Below are 17,814 nucleotides of genomic sequence, written 5' to 3'. Positions count from 1 at the left end.
CTCGATCTTCGTCGCTGATCACCAACCCCGAAGAGGTCATGCAACCAAGATCTCATCTGCACGAACGTGAATCAACTAACGACGCGCGACACTAGGTGCTCGGCTGGTCCGGCAGGTCGAGGGTCTTGGTCTCGCCGGGCGGCGGGGGCACGTCGAAGGAGGTGGCCGGGGCGGCCTGCTGCGTGGTGGTCGCCCCGGTCGACCCGGCGTCCTCGGGGGTCGAGGTCGCCGCCGACCCGCTCGACGCGTCGCCGGAGTCCCCGTCGGTGCTGCCCTCGCTGTCGCTCCCGCTGCTGCTCCCGCTGCTGCTCCCGCTGCTGCTCCCAGCGGAGTCGCACGACGCCTCCTCCGAGGACGCCATGCCCAACCCGTCGAGGAGCCCGCCGACGAGGTCGTCGTCGAGCGCCTCGCAGCCGACGGCACTGGACGCCACGCGGACCTCCGCGTCGCGCCCGTGACCGTTCCCCTGACCGTTCCCGTGGCCGTTCCCGTGGCCCTGGCCGTGCCCGTTCCCGTGTCCGTTGCCGGGAGCTGCCGCCGCGAGTCCCGCGCCCGCACCCGCCAGGGTCACGGCGAGGGAGGTCGCGAGCGCTCCGCGTCCCACGACGCGGGCGATGTCGGTGCTGCGGTCGTCCTGGATGCGATGGGCGCCCATCCGAGTTCCTCCTCCGGCGTGACCCTCGCCGTCCGTTCGGGGCAACGATATCTCGGTCACGCTCCGCGTAGGTCTCGCTGCGGTCACGACGTTACCGCCGAGTGCCCCCTCCAGCGTGTCTCCAACCCCCGCGGCGCCCGTCCGGGCGGGCGTTCCGGCGGACCCCCGGACGGCCCTAGGCTGCGCGGATGGCGGCGATGGCGAGGTACGTCGAGGTCCACCCGCGCAACCCGCAGCGGCGCGCGGTGCTCGCCGCGGTCGAGCTGCTGCGCTCCGGGGGGCTCATCGCCTACCCCACCGACTCGTGCTTCGCGCTCGGTTGCGCTCTGGGCAACCGCGAGGGGCTCGAGCGGATCCGCACGATCCGGCAGCTCGACGCCAAGCACCACTTCACGCTCGTGTGCGAGGACTTCGCCCAGCTCGGCCAGTTCGTGCGCGTGTCGACACCGGTGTTCCGGTCGGTGAAGGCCGCGACGCCCGGCTGCTACACGTTCATCCTGCCGGCGACGAAGGAGGTCCCGCGCCGCCTGCTGCACCCGCGCAAGCGCACGGTCGGCGTGCGGATCCCGTCGCACCCGGTGGCCGAGGCACTGCTCGCCGAGCTCGACGAGCCGCTGTTGTCCTCGACGCTGCTGCTGCCCGACACCGAGGAGCCGCTGACCTCGGGGCGCGAGATCCACGAACGCCTCGGCCACCAGCTCGACATGGTCCTCGACTCCGGCGAGTGCGGCACCGAGCCGACCACGGTCGTCGACCTCTCCGGCGACGAGCCCGAGCTGGTGCGCCAGGGCGCGGGGCACGGCTTCCGCTGGTAGCGGCGCTCAGCCGTGACCGTCCCCGTTCCCGTTGGCCTGGCCGTTCTCCGGGCGAGGGCGCCGGGGCAGACGGTCGATCGCGGTGCGCAGGGCGAGGTAGGCGTCCTCGAGCTCGGTGGCCGCGAGGTGCGCGCAGGCCGTGCGCACGGCCGCGGCGACCTCCTCCATCGGCGCGCGGTGGCCGTCCTGGGCATGCAGGGCCGCGCGCAGCATCCGGTCGAGGCGCCCGTCTCGGACCGCCGGCGGCGGGTCGGTGAGATCGGCGAGGTGGCCCAGGGCCGCGCGAATGGCGGCCCCGAGCTCGGGCGGACCGTCGACGGTCGCGACCGGACGCGTCCCGGCGGTCACCGGGCGGCCTCCGCCTGCGCGCGGCGGTGCGCGAGCGCGGGGTGGGTGTCGGTGAGCATGATGCGCCGGTCGAGCGCCGTGAGCCGGAACGGCCGGCGCACCGTGCGGCACCCGGCCACGACGACGAGCCGGACGCCGCGGGCGGCGGCCGTCTGCTGGGCGGCCGCGAAGACGTCGAGTCCGGAGGCGCCGAAGAAGGTGACGCCCTCCAGGTCGCAGACGACGGACGGTGCCTGGGCGGGCGCGATCGGGTCCCGGCCGACGGCGCAGTCGTCGGCCACGGTCCGCAGGGCCCCGTCGAGCACGTCGCCGAGTCGCGGGGCGGTGAGCATGTCGACCTCGCCGAGGACGCGGACCAGCACGAGACCCCGGCAGGGTTGGGTGGGGGCCACGGTCAGGCCGCTGACGAACGCGTCGTCGGGCGAACCGACCCCGAAGGGGTGGGCGGAGGACGTCGTCACGAGTGCCACCTCGTTCCTCGAGGGGGGGTTACGCCGCCGGCCTCGGGAGGGTGAAGCTGCGGGTGGCAGCCCTCACTGTGCCTCGCGACCATCGGTCGTGTCCACCCGACCGTGACGGTCGGTCAGCTCGTGGCCACGCCGCGCACCACCGTCGCCAAGGCTCCCACCAGCGCCAACGCGGCCACGGCGCGGCGTGCGGTGCGCTCGTCGAGCCCGCGCGCGACGTGGTCGCCGAGCGCCACGCCGACGGCCAGACCGACGAGTCCCGTGCTCCACACGACGGGCTCGAGTCGGGGCGCCCCCTTGCTCAGCAGCGCGGCGAGGTTGATGACGAGCAGGACGAGCTGGGCTGTCGGGACGAAGACCTCCGGGCCCCAGCGCCGCCCCAGCGCGTAGGCGGAGAGCACCGGGCCCCCGACGCCCGCCGTGACGTTGACGAAGCCCGCGGCGGCGCCGGCCCCGAGCCCGCCGGTCGTCCCGCCCAGCCCGCCCGCCAGCCGCGGGACGAGGGAGAGCACGACGGCCGCGGCCGCGAGCAGCCCGACGACGACGAGCAGCGGCCCCTCGGGCAGGGCGCCGACGACGAGCGCGCCGAGCGGGACCGCCACCACCGCGCCGGCGAGCAGCAGCCCGGCGGCGCGCAGGTCGACGCCGCGGCGCGTGCGCACCAGGACGACCAGGCACAGCACGACCTGCAGGGCGTTGCCGAACGACACGCCGTCGCGGGCGCCGAGCACCGCCACCAGGAACGGGGCGGCCACCAGGGCGAGGCCGAGGCCGGTCGCGCGCTGGGTGAGCGCCCCGAGCAGGACGGGGGCCCCGACGAGCGCCGCCGTCCCCGCCGCGCTCACGGGCGCGACGGGGACGGCGAGGTCATCGGGCCATGATGGCCCGGCCGGGGGGCGTCACTGCGGGGTGATGGTGAAGTTCACCGTGTCGCCCTCGACGCTCGTGACCTGCACGAGCAGCGTCGTGGTCTGGCCCGCGTCGGTGCCGGTGCACGTGATCCGGGCGCCCACCTCGCCCTCGAGCGGCGAGGGGCAGTCGACCTGGGTGGCGTCCACGCCGTACTGCTGGGCGATCTGGAGCTCGACCTGGTCGGCGGCCACGACCGGCGGCCCCATGGCGAATCCGATGGCCGCGAGGATCGCGATCACTGCGACGAGCGTGGCGACGACCGCACCGATGATCTTGCCTGCACCGCCCTTGCGCTCGGGTGGTGGCGGAGCGTAACCACCATACGCCGGAGCACCAGGTGGGCCGCCGTAGGGCATCCCGGCCGGACCGGGCGGCATCGGGGGCTGCGGGTAGCCGGCGGCGGGCGGCGGAGCGTACTGCGTCATGGCGAACTCCCTGGTCAGGGTCGTACACGGTAGGACGGAAGCGCTGCGGCGGGGGTCGGCGGCGGGACGGGGCGCCTCGACCGACACGCCAGAGCATAGAACACGGAGAGCGACTATCAAGTGATCTCACTACTCCGTCAGAGCGATCTCACGATCCCGCCAGAAAACCGACCCGCGCCTCACCCGGCGCCTGGGTGGTCGCGGGCTGACGGGGACCGTCCGCCGACTGCGGCCTACTCGACGCAGCAGGAGCGGAGGCTGTACCAGGTGTCGGGATCGCGCGCGCCGGCCACCACCTGCCGGACGGCCTCCACCACCAGAGCGGGTTCGTCCTGGTAGATGTCGTGGCCGCTGCGGGTGGCGACGCTGTGACGAGCGGCAGGGGTGAGTGTCGCGAGGTCGTCCTGCAACGCCCGCCAGCTTCGTTCCAGGTCCGCCACGGGGAAATCCGGGACGGGGACCTCGACCGCCTGGCCACGGGTGAGCACGGCCAACGGCATCGGACGCAACGGCGTCGCCACCCGGGCCCGGGCCAGCAGGGCGTCACTGCGATCGGCGTCGACCAGTTCGACGTCGGGGTACTGCTCCCGCAGCTGGGACGGCCCGCTCTGCACCTCCGCGAGCTGCGCGGGCGTCAGCAGGCGCCGCAGCTCGGCGTTGTACCGCTCGTGCGCGGCGTCGACGAGGACCATCCCGACGACGTCATCGGGATGGGCAGCGGCATAGAGGCGGGCGTACAGGCCCCCGAGCGAATGGGCCGCGAGCACGTAGGGGCCCGGGACGCCGGCGGCCTGCAGCAGCGCCCGCAGGTCGGCGACCGTCTCCTCGGCCGCGCGAGGCTGCGGCACCGGGTCGCTGCGGCTGCGTTCGGCCGGGTCGTCGACCGACTCACCGACGGTGCCCGGCCGGTCGTAGGCGCAGACCCGGGTGGAGCCGGAAGCACCCGGCAGGACCGCCGGTGGTGGCACACCCGGGGACAGCGCGCTCCAGGCACTCCCCCGGTTGCCGTAGCCGGCGATCAGGACGACGGTCGGGCTACCGGCACCGCGGCACTCCAGGTACATCCTCCTGCCGCCGCCGATGTCGACCAGCCGGGCGACATCAGCCTCCTCCGCACCGGGAGGGAGCGGCGGCGCGGCACTGCATCCCGTCGCCGCGAGCAGCACGCCCATCGCCGCGACCAGCACACGGATGACCCGATCCTTCATCGCGGTGCTTCCCTGCTCGTTCGGTCTCCGCACCCGCCCCGGCGTCCACGACCGCCTCGTGGCGGACGATCCACGCCCAGCTCGTGCACTGTGTCACGCCCAGGCGAACTCGAGCGTTCCTCACCACACGGACGGCGTAACCGATAGCACTCCGAGTCAGTGACCCGTCACGCGGTCGGCAGGGTGAGGCGCAGCCGGGCCCCGGTCGGCGCATCGACGACCCGCAGGTCGCCGCCGTGGGCGCGGGCGAGCGCGCGGGCGATCGGCAGGCCCAGCCCCGCCCCGCCGGCGTCGCGCGTGCGGGCGTCGTCGAGGCGGACCAGGCGGTCGAAGACGCGCTCGCGGTCCGCGGGCGGGATGCCGGGGCCCTCGTCGGTCACCTCGAGGACGGCGAGCGGCCCGTCGCGCGAGACGGTGATCCGCACCGTGCCCTCCGGCGGCGAGTGCCGCCGCGCGTTCTCCAGGAGGTTGGCGAGGATCTGGGCGATCCGCCCGGGGTCCGCGTCCACCGGGACCGACGGGCCCTCGGCGCGCACGGTCAGGGCAGGCGCCAGCAGGGCGACCCGGTCGGCCTCGGCGGCGGCCAGCGCGGCGAGGTCGACCTCGCGGCGGTCGAGCGGGGCGCCGTCCTCGATCCGGGCGAGCTCGAGCATGTCGGCGACGAGGGCGCCCGCCCGTTGGGTCTCGCGCACCAGCGTGGTGGCCAGACGCTCGCGGCGCTCGAGGTCGCCGTCGGGGTGGCGCACGAGTGACTCGGCGAGCGTCTGCACCCCGGTGATCGGGGTGCGCAGCTCGTGGGCGGCGTCGGAGAGGAAGCGGCGGGTGCGTGCCTCCGAGCGACGCGCCTCGTCGGCGGCCTCCTCGGCGCGGGCCTGTGCCGACTCCAGCTCGTCGAGCATCGCGTCGAAGGCGGCGGCCGTGCGCCCCAGCTCGGTGTCGGTGCGCTCGGGGCGCAGGCGGCGGCCGCGGTCGCCGGCGGCGATGTCGCGGGCCAGCGACGCCATGGTGTCCAGGGGACGCAGCGCCACGCGCACCCCACCGAGCAACGCCACCGCGACGACGGCCAGCCCGGCGGCGCCCGCGCCGACCATGACGACGCGCAGCCGCGCGAGGACGTCGTCGTTCTCGCGCGGGTCGGTCGTGAGGACCAGACGGGTGCCGTCGGGAACCGTGACGACGCGGGCGAGGTCGCCCGGCCGGTCCGGCCGGTCCGGCCGCCCGCGTCCCCCGGGCGGGCCGCCGCGCGGACCGTCGCCGTCGGATCCGGCGACGCGCCGCCCGCCGGCATCCAGCAGCACGGCGTCGATGCCCTGCCCGTCGACGGCGTCGACGAGCGCGGCGCCCCTCGTGCCCCCGGCGACGAGCAGGCCGGCGCGGGCGGCGCGGTCGTCGAGGCGGCTCTGCTGGTCGCGGCGCAGCTGGGCCTCGAGGGTGAGATCGACCGCGACGCCGATGACCACAAGCGCCAGCGCGACCACCGCCAGGACGAGGGCGGTGACGCGGGCCCGGAGCGAGCGCGCCGCGGTCCACCGCCGCCCCGTGCTCACGCGGCCCCCGCCGGACGCAGCGCGTAGCCCAGGCCGCGGACGGTGTGCACGATCCGCGGCCCGTGCGCCTCGAGCTTGCGGCGCAGGGCGCTGACGTGGACCTCGACGAGGTTCGGGTCGTAGGCGTCGTAGCCCCACACCTGGGTGAGGATCTGGTTCTTGGTGACCGTGCGGCCGCGCTGCTCGACGAGGTAGCGCAGCAGGCGCAGCTCGGTGGCCGTCAGGTCGAGCACCGTCCCGGCACGCGTCGCGGTGCCCGCCTCGTCGTCGACGACGAGGTCGCCGACCGTCATCGCCGTCGGCACCCGCCCGCGCCGGCGCAGCACCGCGCGGACCCGGGAGACGAGCTCGGCGAGGAGGAACGGCTTGACGACGTAGTCGTCGGCGCCGGTGTCGAGCCCGCGCAGGCGGTCGTCGAGCCCGTCGCGGGCGGTGAGCATGACCAGCCCGGCGTCGCTGCGCTCGCGGACGACGCCGAGCAGCCGGAAGCCGTCGCGTCCGGGCAGCATGACGTCGAGGACGACCAGGTCGGGGCGGAAGCCGTCGAGCAGCTCCTCGAGACCCTCCCCGTCGCCGCGCCCCCACGCGTGGAAGCCCGCGTCCTCCAGCGCCTCCACGACCGCCTCGCGGATCGCCGCCTCGTCCTCGACGACGAGCACGCGCGCCGCCGTGCCGGCGGCGGATCGAGCTCCGCTGCGCTTGTCCCGGTTCCCGCCCACCTCCCGATCCTGGCCCGCCGCTGCTGAGCGGGACCTGAAGACCCGCGTCCAGGGCGCGGGCTTCAGGTCCGGTTCAGCGCCGCCGCCCATCGTCGGTGATCCCCGAGCACGAACGGAGACACCCATGAGCGAGACCGGTGACACGCCGACCCGCCCCACGGAGCCGCCGGCGTCGGCCCACCCCGCGGGCCCGCCGACACGCTGGCAGCGGGCCCGGCGCCCGTCGTCCTGGGCCCGGCGTACGGCGGTCGTGGTGACCGGGGTCGTCGGGCTCCTGGTCGGCGCGCTGCTGACCGGCGGGATCCTGGCCGCGGCCCTCGGCCCGAGCGTCGACGGCCCGCGTGACCGCGGGCCCGGGCAGAGCACCGAGCAGCGCGGGCCGGGCGGGCGGGGTGACGGGGACGGGCCCGGCGGACCCTGGGGTGAGCGCGGTGAGCGCGGTGAGCGCGGTGAGCGCGGTGGGCACGGTGCCGTGGCGGGCCGGGGCCCGGTGGTCGTGCAGGTGCAGCCCGGCGCGACCGTGCAGGTCGCGCCGGGGGCGACGGTCCAGACGGTGCCGGGCCAGGCCGTCCCGCCGACCCAGCCGACCCAGCCCACCCAGCCGACCCAGCCCACCCAGCCGACCCAGCCCGCCCCACCGACGCAGCAGCCCGCGCCGCTGCCGAACTGAGCGCGTGACGTGGCCCCGATCACAGCGACGAGGGGCAGCGCTGCCCTCCGTCACCTCGTCGTGTGAGGATCGGGGCCATGTCCGACGCGGGGGTGGTCCTGGTGCGCCGTGCGCACGTCGACCTCCTCCGCGTCACCTCGGCCGGGTGTCGCTCGCCCCGCCGCTGACCGTCCACGTCTCGTCCGGTCGCGGGTCCGTTCCCCGACCGGGTCGTCGTGTGTCCCCGGTGTGCGGGCGCGCGGGCTCGCCCCCAGCACCGAGGAACCCCTGTGCGTGCCTTCCTGCTCTTCGCCCTCGCCGGGCTGATCGCCCAGCTCGTCGACGGCTCCCTGGGCATGGCGTACGGCGTCACCTCGACGTCGGTCCTGCTCGCGGCGGGCACGGCGCCCGCCGTCGCGTCCGCGTCGGTGCACCTCGCGGAGGTGGGCACGACCCTCGTCTCCGGCGCCGCGCACTGGCGCTTCGGCAACGTCGACTGGCGGGTGGTCGGCATCCTGGCCGTGCCCGGCGCGGTCGGCGCGGTGCTCGGTGCCTACCTGCTCGTGAACCTGACCGAGGGCGCCGAGCCGTACATGGCCGGGGTCCTGCTGCTGCTCGGCGTGTACGTGCTGGTGCGGTTCAGTTCCCGGGCGATCGCGCGGCGGGTGGTGTCCGGCCCGCGTCCCGGCGGGAGGTTCCTGGGTCCGCTCGGCCTGGTCGCGGGCTTCCTCGACGCCTCGGGTGGCGGCGGCTGGGGGCCGGTGGCCACGTCCAGCCTGCTGGCCTCGGGCCGGCTCGAGCCCCGCAAGGTCGTGGGGTCGGTGGACACCTCGGAGTTCGTCGTCGCCCTCGCGGCGAGCATCGGCTTCCTGGTCACGCTGTCGCAGGCGGGCATCGACTACACGGTCGTGCTGGCGCTGATGCTCGGCGGCGTGATCGCGGCACCGTTCGCCGCCTACCTCGTGCGGCTGCTACCGGCCCGGGTGCTCGGCACCGGCGCGGGCGGGCTGATCGTCCTGACCAACGCGCGGACCCTGCTCAACGGCGTCGGCGTGCCCTCCCTGGCGGTGACGATCGTGCTCGCCGCGCTGGCCGTGCTCTGGGCCGCGGCCCTCGTCGTCGCCGTGCGCAGCGCGCGGCGCGAGCTGGCCGAGCGCGCCGCCACCGCCGACGAGGTCGGGACACCTGCCACCTCCTGACCATGTGAGGGATGTTCACGGCGACAGCCGTGAACATCCCTCACATGGGGGTCGATCATGGTGGGCGTGCGTGCGCTGTTCGACCTCCCCGCCGCTTACCGACCCACCGACGCCGACCGGGCCTCGCCGGTGCCGCCGATCGACGCGGTGCTCTGCGACTTCAGCAACACCCTCTTCCGCATGATCGGCACGGAGGAGTGGCTGCGCCGGGTCGCCGCCGACACCGGCCGCGCGCTCGACGACCCCGACGCCGTGCTCGCCGCGCTCGACGACGCGGCCGCCGACCCCGAGGTGGCCGCCGCGCAGGTCGGCCGTGACCTCGACGCCCAGGCGCACCGGCAGGCGATGCACACGTGGTTCGCGCGGGTGCCGTGGCTCGCGGGCATCGAGGAGGCGGCCCGGGAGCGTGTCGTGGCCGAGGACTCGTGGGTGCCCTACGGCGACACCGGCATGTTCCTGCGGGCCCTCGCCGACCGGGATGTACCGGTCGGCGTGGTGAGCGACATCGGCTGGGACATCCGCGGCCACGCCCGGGCCGCCGGCCTCGAGCACCTCGTCGGCACCTGGGTGCTCTCCTGCGAGGAGGGCCGGGAGAAGCCGGCCCCCGAGCTGTTCCGCACCGCCTGCGCGCGCCTCGACGCCGACCCCCGGCGCACCCTCATGGTGGGCGACAACCCGGCGCGCGACGGAGGCGCGGTGTCCGCGGGCCTGCGCGCGTTCGTGCTGGCCGGCGAGCAGCGGGAGCGCGAGCGGGGGCTCGGCGACGTGCTCGCGCTGGTCAGCGCACGCGCGTGACCCCGGGGGCGACGAGCTCGCGCACCGGCGCGCGGGCCTCCTGACCCGCCACCGCCGCGCGGCGCACCCACCCGCCGACGACCTGGGCCACCGACCAGCCCTCGGCGGCCACCAGCCCCGCGATCTCCGCGTCGCTCGCCCCCAGCGCCACGTCGGCCCCGTCGAGCACGTCGACCAGCCAGCGCTCGCAACGGCGCACCACCTCGTCACCGGGGACGCCCGGGCGGGCGAGCACCCGCCCCAGATCCAGTGGCTCGGACTCGAACGGTCCCGCCGGGACCCCGTCGTGCTGCCCCATCATGCCCGCCATCACGCCTCCCGCGTCGAGTGGACGCGGTTGACGCTACCCGGGTCCACCGACACCGCCGGCCGGCGACGCGCCTCGGCTCAGTCGTCGTCGGGCATCCCGATCTGGCGGCGGAGCTTGGCGATGTCCCAGCGGTACTGCCCCGACGGCAGGGTGATCTCGGGCGTGACCACACCGTCGCGGACGTAGCGCTGGAGCGTGCGGGCGCTGACGCCCAGCGATCGCGCGGCCTCCGGGGTCGACACGAGTTCCGACGGCGGCATGACCGTCACCCTAGGTGTCGCCGGTGTCGTCCGAAAGACGTGAACAGCGTCGATGACCCGACTTTCGCCGATGACGCTCTTGTCGTCGGTGTCGCCCTCCACACTACGATCGGCGACATGAGCGACATCGGCGACACTTCTCGATCATTGCGCGGCCCGCGGCGTTACCGCCTCGACGCGCGGCGCTTCCGCGGGCCGCTGCACGCGCCGGCGCGCAACGACCACGAGCAGCACGAGTCGGACGACCTGGCGGCGCTGGTCGAGATCGCGCGCACGCTGGTCGCGGAGGGGTTCACCGCCTGGATCTACGAGCGGGTCCGCAGCGCCGCGCCGTGGCCCGAGGCGTGGGACCTGCGCCTGGTCACCCAGCTCGATCCGGACCGAGCGCGAGACTGACCCGCAGGCCACCGGCCGGCGCCTCCTCCAGCCGCACTCGCCCGCCGTGGCGGGCCGCCTGCTGTGCCACCAGCGCCAGGCCCAGGCCCGAGCCCGGCCCGCCCGCGGTGCTCCCGCGCACGAACCGCCCGAGCACCGCCTCCCGCTCCTCCACCGGCAGCCCCGTCCCGTCGTCGTCGACGGTGACGACGACGCCGCCGCCGTCGCCGCGGTGGGCCCCCAGCCGCACGCACCGGGCGCGTCCGTGCCGCACCGCATTGACCACGGCGTTGGCCAGCGCCATCCGCAGCCCCTCGAGGGCGCCGCGCACCGACTCCGGCACGCAGGTGTCCGGGTCGTCGACGACGACCTCGAGCGCGGGGTGCGCGCGCCGCGCGTCCTCGGCGGCCAGCCGCAGCAGGTCGGTCACGCCCACCACGTCGCCGCCGTCGGCGTCCGGCAGGTCCCCGGCGGCGAGCTGGCCGAGGGCGGTGAGCGTGGCCTCCACCCGCCCCTGGGCGCGCAGGACGTCGTCGAGCACCGCGTCGCGCTCGGGCAGGTCCGGGTGGGCGCGCAGCACCTCCAGGTCGGTACGCATGGCCGTGAGGGGCGTGCGCAGCTCGTGCCGGGCGGCCGCGGCGAAGTCGCGCGCGGCGTGCAGCGAGGCCGTGCTGCGCTCCTGCTCGGCGTGCAGGCGCGCGAGCATCGCCGACAGCGCCTCGGCGAGCTCCTCGGACTCCCGCGAGCCGTCGGCGCGGATCTGGGGGGTCGTGTCGGGGGTTCGGTCGAGCGTGGCGGCCTGCGCGGTGAGTCCGCGCATCGGGCGCACCGCGCGTCCCGCGAAGAGCCAGCCCAGGCCCGCAGCCAGCGCGATCGCCGCGACGCCGACACCGGCCACGAGCCGTTGGCGCTCGGCGACGCGCGCGCGGGTGTCGTCCTCGGTCGCCCCCATCGTCACCAGCGAGCCCGGCGTCGGGCCCGGCGCGGTGCGGATGCGGTAGTCGACCCCGCCGACGGTCACCGAGGTCGGGATGCCGATCGGCGAGAGCGGCAGCTCGGGCCCGCTGACCCGCCGCACCGTGCCCGTCGGGCCGCGCAGGGTCACGGCGAGGTCGGCGCGCGTCGAGGCGAACGAGCCGAGGACCGCCGGCGAGCCGTTGACGAGGCTGCGGTCGAGGCGCTCGGTCTGCTCGCGGGCCAGCAGCGCCGACGCGAGGACGCCCACGAGCACCACGACGACGGTCGCGGAGAGCGCGGAGGCGAGGGCGACGCGCAGGCGGAGAGAGGGTGAGCGCGTCACCCGCCCTCCCGCAGCACGAACCCGACGCCGCGGACGGTGTGCACGAGCCGCGGGGTGCCGTCGGCCTCGAGCTTGCGGCGCACGTAGCCCACGAAGACGTCGACGACGTTGGTGTCGGTGGCGAAGTCGTAGCCCCACACCAGCTCCAGCAGGCGCTCGCGGGTGAGCACCACCTCGGCGTTGCGGGCGAGGACGACGAGCAGTTCGTACTCGCGCTTGGTCAGGTCGACCGCACGCTCGCCGACGTGCACGGTGCGCCGCGCGAGGTCGACCCGCAGCGGGCCGACCGCGATGACCTCGCCGAGCGCGGTGGCCGGCGCGGGGGCGGCGCGGGCCCCGCGGCGCAGCAGGGCCCGCAGCCGTGCCACGAGCTCGGTGAGCGCGAAGGGCTTGACCATGTAGTCGTCGGCGCCGGCCTCGAGGCCGACGACGCGGTCGTCGACGGTGTCGCGGGCGGAGAGCACGCACACCGGCACGTCGTGGTCCATCGCCCGCAGCGCCGACACCACGGCGACGCCGTCCATGCCCGGCAGCCCGAGGTCGAGCACGACGGCGTCGGGGACCCGCTCGTGCACCGCGCGCAACGCGCCCGGCCCGTCCTGCGCCGACCGCACCGCGAACCCGGAGAGCCGCAGCCCCCGCTCGAGCGAGGTCCGCACGTCGGCGTCGTCGTCGACGACGAGCAGCTCGGGGGTGGGCTCGCTCATGGTCGCGGATCGTGCCAGGCGCCCGTCCCCCTCAGCGGTCCGCACAGGGCCGCGCGGCGCGCTCGACACGCTCGCGGACGTCGGCCAGGCGCGAGGTCAGGGCCGGGTCCGGCGCCGCTCCCGCCTGGCCCGACGGCGGCTGGGCCCGCAGCCGCTCGATCTCCTGCTGCGCCTCCGGGGTGATCGTCATCGGCGCCGCGCCGCCACCGGGGCGCAGGCGGGCGGTGCAGGGAGCCTGGCCGGAGCCGGCCGGGGAGGTGGCCGCGACCGGCGCGGGCGCGACCTGGGGAGCGGGGCCGGGGGCGCCGGCGCACCCGCCGAGGACGAGCAGCCCGGCGACGACCGGTCCGGCGAGCACCGGCAGGCGGCGGAAGTCCATCGATCGATCTCCTCGTGGTCCGGGGCGGCCGATCGGGGGCGGTCGCCTCGTTGGGCCCCACCCTGGACACCGTCGGTGACGCAGCTCTGTGGGCGCTCTGAGGGAACCGTGAGGCCGCCGGCCCCCTGTCCCCGCCCGGCGGCGACGGGCACCATGATCGTGCGTCCGGACGAACCGGCGCAGGAGAGGAGCGCGTTCGATGACGAGCGACGGTGCGGCCCAGGACCCGGTCGTGGTGACCCGAGACGACCAGGCCGCGGTGGCGATCGTGCGGATGAACCGCCCGGACCGTCGCAACGCGCTGACCACCGAGCTCAAGGTGGCCCTGCGCGACGCGCTCGAGGACGTCGGTCAGGACGACGACGTCCGCGCCGTGGTGCTCGCCGCCGCGGGCTCGGCGTTCTGCGTCGGCCAGGACCTCGGCGAGCACGCCGAGACACTGCGCTCGGGCAACCCGGACGCCATGCGCACGGTCCCCGAGCACTACAACCGCATCACCTCGGCGCTCGCGACGATGCCCAAGCCCGCGATCGCCGCGATCGGCGGCACCTGCGTCGGCGCGGGCCTCGGGTTCGCGCTGGCCTGCGACCTGCGCCTGGCCGCCGCCGGCGTCCGCTTCGCGACGGCCTTCGCGGGCATCGGCTTCGGCGGCGACTCGGGGCTCTCCGCCACCCTCGCCCACGCCGTCGGCGCCTCGCGGGCCACCGACCTGTTGATGCTCGGCGACACGTTCACCGCCGAGCAGGCTCGCGACTGGGGCGTGGTGCGCGAGGTCGTCGCCGCCGAGGATCTCGACGACAAGGCCCTGGCCCTGGCCCGCCGCCTCGCCACCGGCCCGACCCGCGCCTACGCGGAGATCAAGGCCGCGATCGCGCTGGGCACGGTCTCGGCCCTGCCGACGGTGCTGGAGCACGAGGGCGCGGCGCAGTCCCGGCTCGCGGCGACCGAGGACCACCGCAACGCGGTCGAGTCGTTCCTGGCGAAGGAGAAGCCGACGTTCCACGGGCGCTGAGTCGGGAACGAGCGGGGAGTTCCGACGCGCGGACGCAGCGAGTCCGGGGAGCACGCCGGCAGGACGTTCGCTGCGTCACGGCACGCGTCACGCCAGCTGCGACTCCCGGTCGGCCCAGAACGCCGCACGCAGCTCGCGCTTGAGGATCTTTCCCGCGCCGGACTTGGGCAGCGGCTCGGTGCGGGTCTCGACGCTGCGGGGCACCTTGTACCCGGCGATGGTGGCGCGGCAGTGGGCCACGAGCTCCTCGGCGAACGCCGCCGGATCCTCGGGCTCGGAGCGCAGCACGACGACGGCGTGCACGGCCTCGCCGAAGCGCTCGTGCGGCACCCCGAACACGGCCACCTCGACCACCGAGGGATGCGCGAACAGCGCGTTCTCCACCTCGGCGCTGTACACGTTCTCGCCGCCCGAGACGATCATGTCCTTGGCGCGGTCGACGAGGAACAGGTGCCCGCCGTCGTCGAGCAGCCCGAGGTCCCCGGAGGCGAACCAGCCGTCCTGCAGCGCCGTGGCGGTCTCGGCGGGCTTGTTCCAGTAGCCGGCGGTGACGTTGGCGCCGCGGATGAGCACCTCGCCCACGAGCCCGGTCGGCAGCGGCGTGCGGTCGGCCGGGTCGACCACGACGACCTCGACGCCCACCGCCGCCCGCCCGCACGAGCGGGCCTGCGGGGTGTCGAGCAGGTGCTGCTCGCCGGGCAGCAGCGTCACGATCGGCGAGGTCTCGGTGAGCCCGTAGATGTGCAGCATCTCCGCGTCCGGAAACGCCGCGTGCGTGCGCCGCAGCAACTCGACGGCCGCGGGCGACGAGCCGTGGGAGAGCCAGCGCAGCGACGACACGCGCCGCGGCCGTGCGGTCTGCTCCGAGGCCAGCGCGTCCATCATCGTCGGGACCACCAGGGTGGCCGTGACGCCGTGGCTCTCGACGAGGTCGAGCACGCCGCCGGCGGTGAAGGCCGGGCACAGGATCTGCGTTCCGCCCGCCCAGATCGTCGACAGCGCACCGATCGTGCCCGCGGCGTGGAACATGGGGGCGACGACCAGCCAGCGCGTCTCCGGCGTGAACGGCCAGCAGGCCATGAAGTGGAACGCGTTGGCGACGAGGTTGCCGTGGGTGAGCATGACGCCCTTGGCCGCCCCGGTCGTGCCGCCGGTGTAGAAGATGCCGGCGAGGTCGTGCTCGGCCGGCTCGCGCAACGGCTCGGTGGGCGCGGCCGCGGCGAGCAGCGTCTCGTACTCGGTGCCGGTGTCGACGACGCGCAGGTCGGGGTCGAGGTCGTCGAGCGCGCGGTCGGCGAAGAGCACGCGCGCACCGGCGTCGCTCAGGGCGTAGTTCCGCTCGGCGGCGGTGTGGCGGACGTTGAGCGGGACGATGACCAGGCCGTGCGAGGGCAGGCCGAGGTAGAGCTCGAGGTAGCGGTGGCAGTTGGCGCCGAGCACCCCGACGCGGTCGCCGGGGCGCAGCCCCAGGTCCGCCAGCAGCCCTCCGAGCCGCGCGAGGCGGTCGCCCAGCTCGGCGTAGGTCAGAGTCCGGTCCCCGCAGATCACCGCCTCGCGGTCCCGCGCCGTGGCCAGCGCGCGGCGCATCGCGGCCCCGACGGTCCGCGTCGCGTTGCGCCGGTCCGCGGCCGGCGGCAGGTCGTGGAGGGCCTCCGGCGTCGTCATCGACCACCTCTGGGAGCGCGCCCGCGGTCGCAGGCGAACGATCGTTCGGTCGGGCGCGAGGTTAGCAGTGACGCGTCCCACGCGGCCAGGGACGAGGATGCGGCGTTCCTGGCGTCCGACGCCAGCAAAGCCGCATTGCTCGCACGACGACGGGCGTCGCGGCCCGTAGATTGCGGCGCGTGACGGAGACCCGGCCCCCCGCCTCGGAGGGTGAGCGCCCCGCCGGCGCCACCCGGGACCGCCGGGCGCGGCCGGCCTACGACCCGTCGAGCCTCGTCGAGGTCGCCGCGCGGGTGTTCAACGAGCGCGGCTACGACGCCACCAGCATGGAGGACCTCTCGGCGGCCGCCGGGATCACGAAGTCGTCCTTCTACCACCACGTGCGCGGCAAGGAGGCGCTGCTGCGGGCGGCGCTGGAGCGGGCGCTCGACGGGCTGTTCGGCATCCTCGACGAGCCGGAGGCGTCCACGGGCACCCCGCTCGCCCGGCTGCGCCACATCGTGCGGCGCCAGGTCGAGGTGCTCGCCGCCGAGCTCCCCCACGTCACGCTCCTGTTGCGCCTGCGGGGCAACACGGAGACCGAGCGCTGGGCCCTCGAACGCCGCCGCGAGTTCGACGCGGCCGTCACGCGACTGGTGCGCGAGGCCCAGACCACCGGCGAGCTGCGTGCGGGCCTCGACCCCGCCGTCGACGCGCGTCTGCTCTCGGGGCTCGTGAACTCGCTGGTCGAGTGGTACCGCCCCGGGCGGATGCCGGTCGACGCGCTCGTCGCGGAGGTCGACCGGATGGCGTTCGAGGGCCTCCTGGCGCAGGCGCCTGCGGGCGAGGGCCGCCCGGCCTAGGGTCGGAGGCGTGCCGCTGGAGTTCTCCGAGCAGCCCGACACCGGCCTCGTCGCGGTGACGCTGACCGACGGCGACGGCACGGTGCTGCAGACGCGCGTGGTGGCCGCCGACGAGATCGGGCGCATCGCCGCCCGCGCCCGCGCGGCGGTCGAGCACAGCGAGCGCACCGGCGAGCCGGGCCTCTTCGTGACCCTCGACGAGCTCATCGACGGCACGTCAGGTCCTGCTTGAACCCCCGGTGGCTGGCGGTGATCCCCAGCCACTCGTAGAAGCGGTGGGCGTCGGTCCGCGACGCGTGGCTGGTGAGCTGGACCAGCCCGCACCTGCGTCGCCGCGCCTCCTCGACCGCCCAGCCCACGAGCAGCGCGCCGTACCCGCGGCCCCGCCGTGAACCGCTGATGTGCACCGCCTCGAGCTGGGCACGCCGCGTCCCGCGCCGGCCGAGGTTCGGGAGCACGGAGAGCTGCAGCGTCCCGACCGTCGTGCCGTCGGCCTCCGCGAGGCACACGAGCAGGTGCGCAGGGTCGGCGTCGATCTCGGCGAACGCGGCCTCGTAGGGCGCGAGGTCGTCGGCGCCGTCTCCGACCGCGTCGCCGCGCGCGGCGCTGACCGGGTCCTCGGCGATCAGCGCGACCAGCGCGGGCAGGTCCCGGGCCCGCGCCCGGCGCACCGTCAACCCGCCCTCGAGCCTCGCGAGCACCTCCACGGCGCGATCCTGCCCCGGTTGGGGGATGCGGACATAGGCACAAGATTGCGTCGGGGCCGACAGGGGCCTCGGCGGCAATACGCTGCCGGTGGGCTAGGCACAAGATCGCGTCGAGACCGACGGCGCCCCGAGCACCGCGCCGCCCTCTCGGTTCGGAGCGAGGGGCACCTTCGCTCCGCACACGGCAGCGAGGGCCTCCTTCGCTCCACTCGGATCGAGCGCGAGGGCCGCTGCGGGGCACCGGACTCGCGCCGGGCTCGCGTCTGCCGAGAGGCGGCCGGGCGCCGGCCGAGCGCCCGGGCTCGCATCAGCCGGGCGCCCGGCTCGCATCAGCCGGGCGCCGGGCTCGCATCAGCCGGACGCCGGGCTCGCCGACCGCCCGGCGAGCGCCGGGCTCGCGTCGCTCCCGATGCGATCTTGCGACTAGTGCCGCGTCAGGCAACGTTGGGTAGGTAATCGGGTCGGCGGATCTTGGAGTTGGCGGCGAAGCGGCGTTTCGGAGTGGCGTGGCGGTTGTG

23 protein-coding genes are annotated in these 17,814 nt (G+C 75.6%); 8 read left to right on the top strand and 15 right to left on the bottom strand.

Annotation, left to right across the window (positions count from 1 at the left end):
• Positions 1-91: 91 nt before the first annotated feature.
• Positions 92-655: a hypothetical protein gene (locus tag C8D89_RS28470; RefSeq protein WP_116711515.1), complete on the bottom strand. Its 564-nt coding sequence runs from the start codon at positions 653-655 to the stop codon at positions 92-94.
• Between the two features lie 197 nt (positions 656-852).
• Between C8D89_RS28470 and C8D89_RS28465 the strand changes: the two genes are divergently transcribed.
• Complete coding sequence (locus C8D89_RS28465) at positions 853-1,470, top strand: L-threonylcarbamoyladenylate synthase (RefSeq protein WP_116711519.1); 618 nt, start codon at positions 853-855, stop codon at positions 1,468-1,470.
• A 6-nt stretch (positions 1,471-1,476) separates the two neighbouring features.
• On the opposite strand, the gene C8D89_RS28460 is transcribed toward C8D89_RS28465, so the two are convergent.
• From C8D89_RS28460 to C8D89_RS28425, 7 genes are all read right to left on the bottom strand, one after another.
• Complete coding sequence (locus C8D89_RS28460) at positions 1,477-1,818, bottom strand: hypothetical protein (protein ID WP_116711514.1); 342 nt, start codon at positions 1,816-1,818, stop codon at positions 1,477-1,479.
• On the bottom strand, positions 1,815-2,279 hold the full coding sequence (locus tag C8D89_RS28455) for an STAS domain-containing protein (RefSeq protein WP_133252114.1): 465 nt from the start codon (positions 2,277-2,279) through the stop codon (positions 1,815-1,817). The genes C8D89_RS28460 and C8D89_RS28455 overlap by 4 nt, the downstream gene beginning before the upstream one ends.
• A 122-nt stretch (positions 2,280-2,401) precedes the next feature.
• Positions 2,402-3,130: a sulfite exporter TauE/SafE family protein gene (locus C8D89_RS28450; RefSeq protein WP_116711512.1), complete on the bottom strand. Its 729-nt coding sequence runs from the start codon at positions 3,128-3,130 to the stop codon at positions 2,402-2,404.
• Positions 3,131-3,184: 54 nt separating this feature from the next.
• Positions 3,185-3,622: a DUF4333 domain-containing protein gene (locus tag C8D89_RS28445; RefSeq protein ID WP_165825996.1), complete on the bottom strand. Its 438-nt coding sequence runs from the start codon at positions 3,620-3,622 to the stop codon at positions 3,185-3,187.
• A gap of 233 nt (positions 3,623-3,855) precedes the next feature.
• On the bottom strand, positions 3,856-4,830 hold the full coding sequence (locus tag C8D89_RS28435) for an alpha/beta fold hydrolase (protein WP_116711509.1): 975 nt from the start codon (positions 4,828-4,830) through the stop codon (positions 3,856-3,858).
• Between the two features lie 167 nt (positions 4,831-4,997).
• Positions 4,998-6,377 (bottom strand): sensor histidine kinase, encoded by a 1,380-nt coding sequence (locus C8D89_RS28430; RefSeq protein WP_116711508.1) that lies wholly within the window; start codon positions 6,375-6,377, stop codon positions 4,998-5,000.
• Complete coding sequence (locus C8D89_RS28425; protein ID WP_243418452.1) at positions 6,374-7,096, bottom strand: response regulator transcription factor; 723 nt, start codon at positions 7,094-7,096, stop codon at positions 6,374-6,376. Before C8D89_RS28425 ends, C8D89_RS28430 begins: the two co-directional genes overlap by 4 nt.
• A gap of 124 nt (positions 7,097-7,220) precedes the next feature.
• On the opposite strand from C8D89_RS28425, the gene C8D89_RS28420 reads away from it, so the two are divergent.
• The 3 genes from C8D89_RS28420 to C8D89_RS28410 all read left to right on the top strand — a co-directional run bounded on the left by C8D89_RS28420 (position 7,221) and on the right by C8D89_RS28410 (position 9,739).
• Positions 7,221-7,766 carry a hypothetical protein gene (locus tag C8D89_RS28420; RefSeq protein WP_133252113.1) on the top strand — a complete coding sequence of 182 codons (546 nt, stop codon included), beginning with the start codon at positions 7,221-7,223 and terminating at the stop codon, positions 7,764-7,766.
• 269 nt (positions 7,767-8,035) lie between these two features.
• Positions 8,036-8,944 carry a sulfite exporter TauE/SafE family protein gene (locus C8D89_RS28415; RefSeq protein ID WP_116711505.1) on the top strand — a complete coding sequence of 303 codons (909 nt, stop codon included), beginning with the start codon at positions 8,036-8,038 and terminating at the stop codon, positions 8,942-8,944.
• A 66-nt stretch (positions 8,945-9,010) separates the two neighbouring features.
• Positions 9,011-9,739 (top strand): HAD family hydrolase, encoded by a 729-nt coding sequence (locus C8D89_RS28410; RefSeq protein ID WP_116711518.1) that lies wholly within the window; start codon positions 9,011-9,013, stop codon positions 9,737-9,739.
• On the opposite strand, the gene C8D89_RS28405 is transcribed toward C8D89_RS28410, so the two are convergent.
• On the bottom strand, positions 9,723-10,049 hold the full coding sequence (locus tag C8D89_RS28405) for a hypothetical protein (protein ID WP_133252112.1): 327 nt from the start codon (positions 10,047-10,049) through the stop codon (positions 9,723-9,725). The two genes, C8D89_RS28410 and C8D89_RS28405, sit on opposite strands and share 17 nt — an antisense overlap.
• A gap of 77 nt (positions 10,050-10,126) precedes the next feature.
• Positions 10,127-10,309, bottom strand: coding sequence for a MerR family transcriptional regulator (locus tag C8D89_RS28400; protein WP_133252111.1), 183 nt, complete (start codon positions 10,307-10,309; stop codon positions 10,127-10,129).
• A 117-nt stretch (positions 10,310-10,426) separates the two neighbouring features.
• Here C8D89_RS28400 and C8D89_RS28395 point away from each other — a divergent pair, with 117 nt between their 5' ends.
• A complete protein-coding gene (locus tag C8D89_RS28395; RefSeq protein ID WP_133252110.1) occupies positions 10,427-10,705 on the top strand; it encodes a hypothetical protein in 279 nt (92 codons plus the stop codon).
• Here C8D89_RS28395 and C8D89_RS28390 read toward each other — a convergent pair.
• The 3 genes from C8D89_RS28390 to C8D89_RS28380 are packed head-to-tail and all read right to left on the bottom strand — an operon-like array spanning position 10,671 to position 13,070.
• On the bottom strand, positions 10,671-11,984 hold the full coding sequence (locus C8D89_RS28390) for a sensor histidine kinase (RefSeq protein ID WP_116711501.1): 1,314 nt from the start codon (positions 11,982-11,984) through the stop codon (positions 10,671-10,673). The genes C8D89_RS28395 and C8D89_RS28390 overlap by 35 nt on opposite strands.
• On the bottom strand, positions 11,981-12,691 hold the full coding sequence (locus C8D89_RS28385; RefSeq protein WP_116711517.1) for a response regulator transcription factor: 711 nt from the start codon (positions 12,689-12,691) through the stop codon (positions 11,981-11,983). The genes C8D89_RS28390 and C8D89_RS28385 overlap by 4 nt, the downstream gene beginning before the upstream one ends.
• A 31-nt stretch (positions 12,692-12,722) precedes the next feature.
• On the bottom strand, positions 12,723-13,070 hold the full coding sequence (locus tag C8D89_RS28380; protein WP_116711500.1) for a hypothetical protein: 348 nt from the start codon (positions 13,068-13,070) through the stop codon (positions 12,723-12,725).
• Between the two features lie 199 nt (positions 13,071-13,269).
• On the opposite strand from C8D89_RS28380, the gene C8D89_RS28375 reads away from it, so the two are divergent.
• Positions 13,270-14,082 (top strand): enoyl-CoA hydratase/isomerase family protein, encoded by an 813-nt coding sequence (locus C8D89_RS28375; RefSeq protein ID WP_116711499.1) that lies wholly within the window; start codon positions 13,270-13,272, stop codon positions 14,080-14,082.
• Between the two features lie 87 nt (positions 14,083-14,169).
• Here the strand turns inward: C8D89_RS28375 and C8D89_RS28370 are convergent, their stop codons facing one another.
• Entirely contained in the window at positions 14,170-15,747 is a 1,578-nt protein-coding gene (locus C8D89_RS28370) for a class I adenylate-forming enzyme family protein (protein ID WP_116711498.1), read from the bottom strand.
• Between the two features lie 179 nt (positions 15,748-15,926).
• Between C8D89_RS28370 and C8D89_RS28365 the strand changes: the two genes are divergently transcribed.
• Entirely contained in the window at positions 15,927-16,589 is a 663-nt protein-coding gene (locus C8D89_RS28365) for a TetR/AcrR family transcriptional regulator (protein ID WP_116711497.1), read from the top strand.
• A 10-nt stretch (positions 16,590-16,599) separates the two neighbouring features.
• On the top strand, positions 16,600-16,821 hold the full coding sequence (locus tag C8D89_RS28360; protein ID WP_116711496.1) for a hypothetical protein: 222 nt from the start codon (positions 16,600-16,602) through the stop codon (positions 16,819-16,821).
• Here the strand turns inward: C8D89_RS28360 and C8D89_RS28355 are convergent.
• Positions 16,793-17,296 carry a GNAT family N-acetyltransferase gene (locus tag C8D89_RS28355; RefSeq protein ID WP_243418451.1) on the bottom strand — a complete coding sequence of 168 codons (504 nt, stop codon included), beginning with the start codon at positions 17,294-17,296 and terminating at the stop codon, positions 16,793-16,795. The genes C8D89_RS28360 and C8D89_RS28355 overlap by 29 nt on opposite strands.
• Positions 17,297-17,814: the final 518 nt, after the last annotated feature.

This window comes from Actinomycetospora cinnamomea (genome assembly GCF_003096675.1).
Classification (GTDB): Bacteria; Actinomycetota; Actinomycetes; order Mycobacteriales; family Pseudonocardiaceae; genus Actinomycetospora; species Actinomycetospora cinnamomea.
This window is presented reverse-complemented; position numbering and strand designations above follow the sequence as displayed.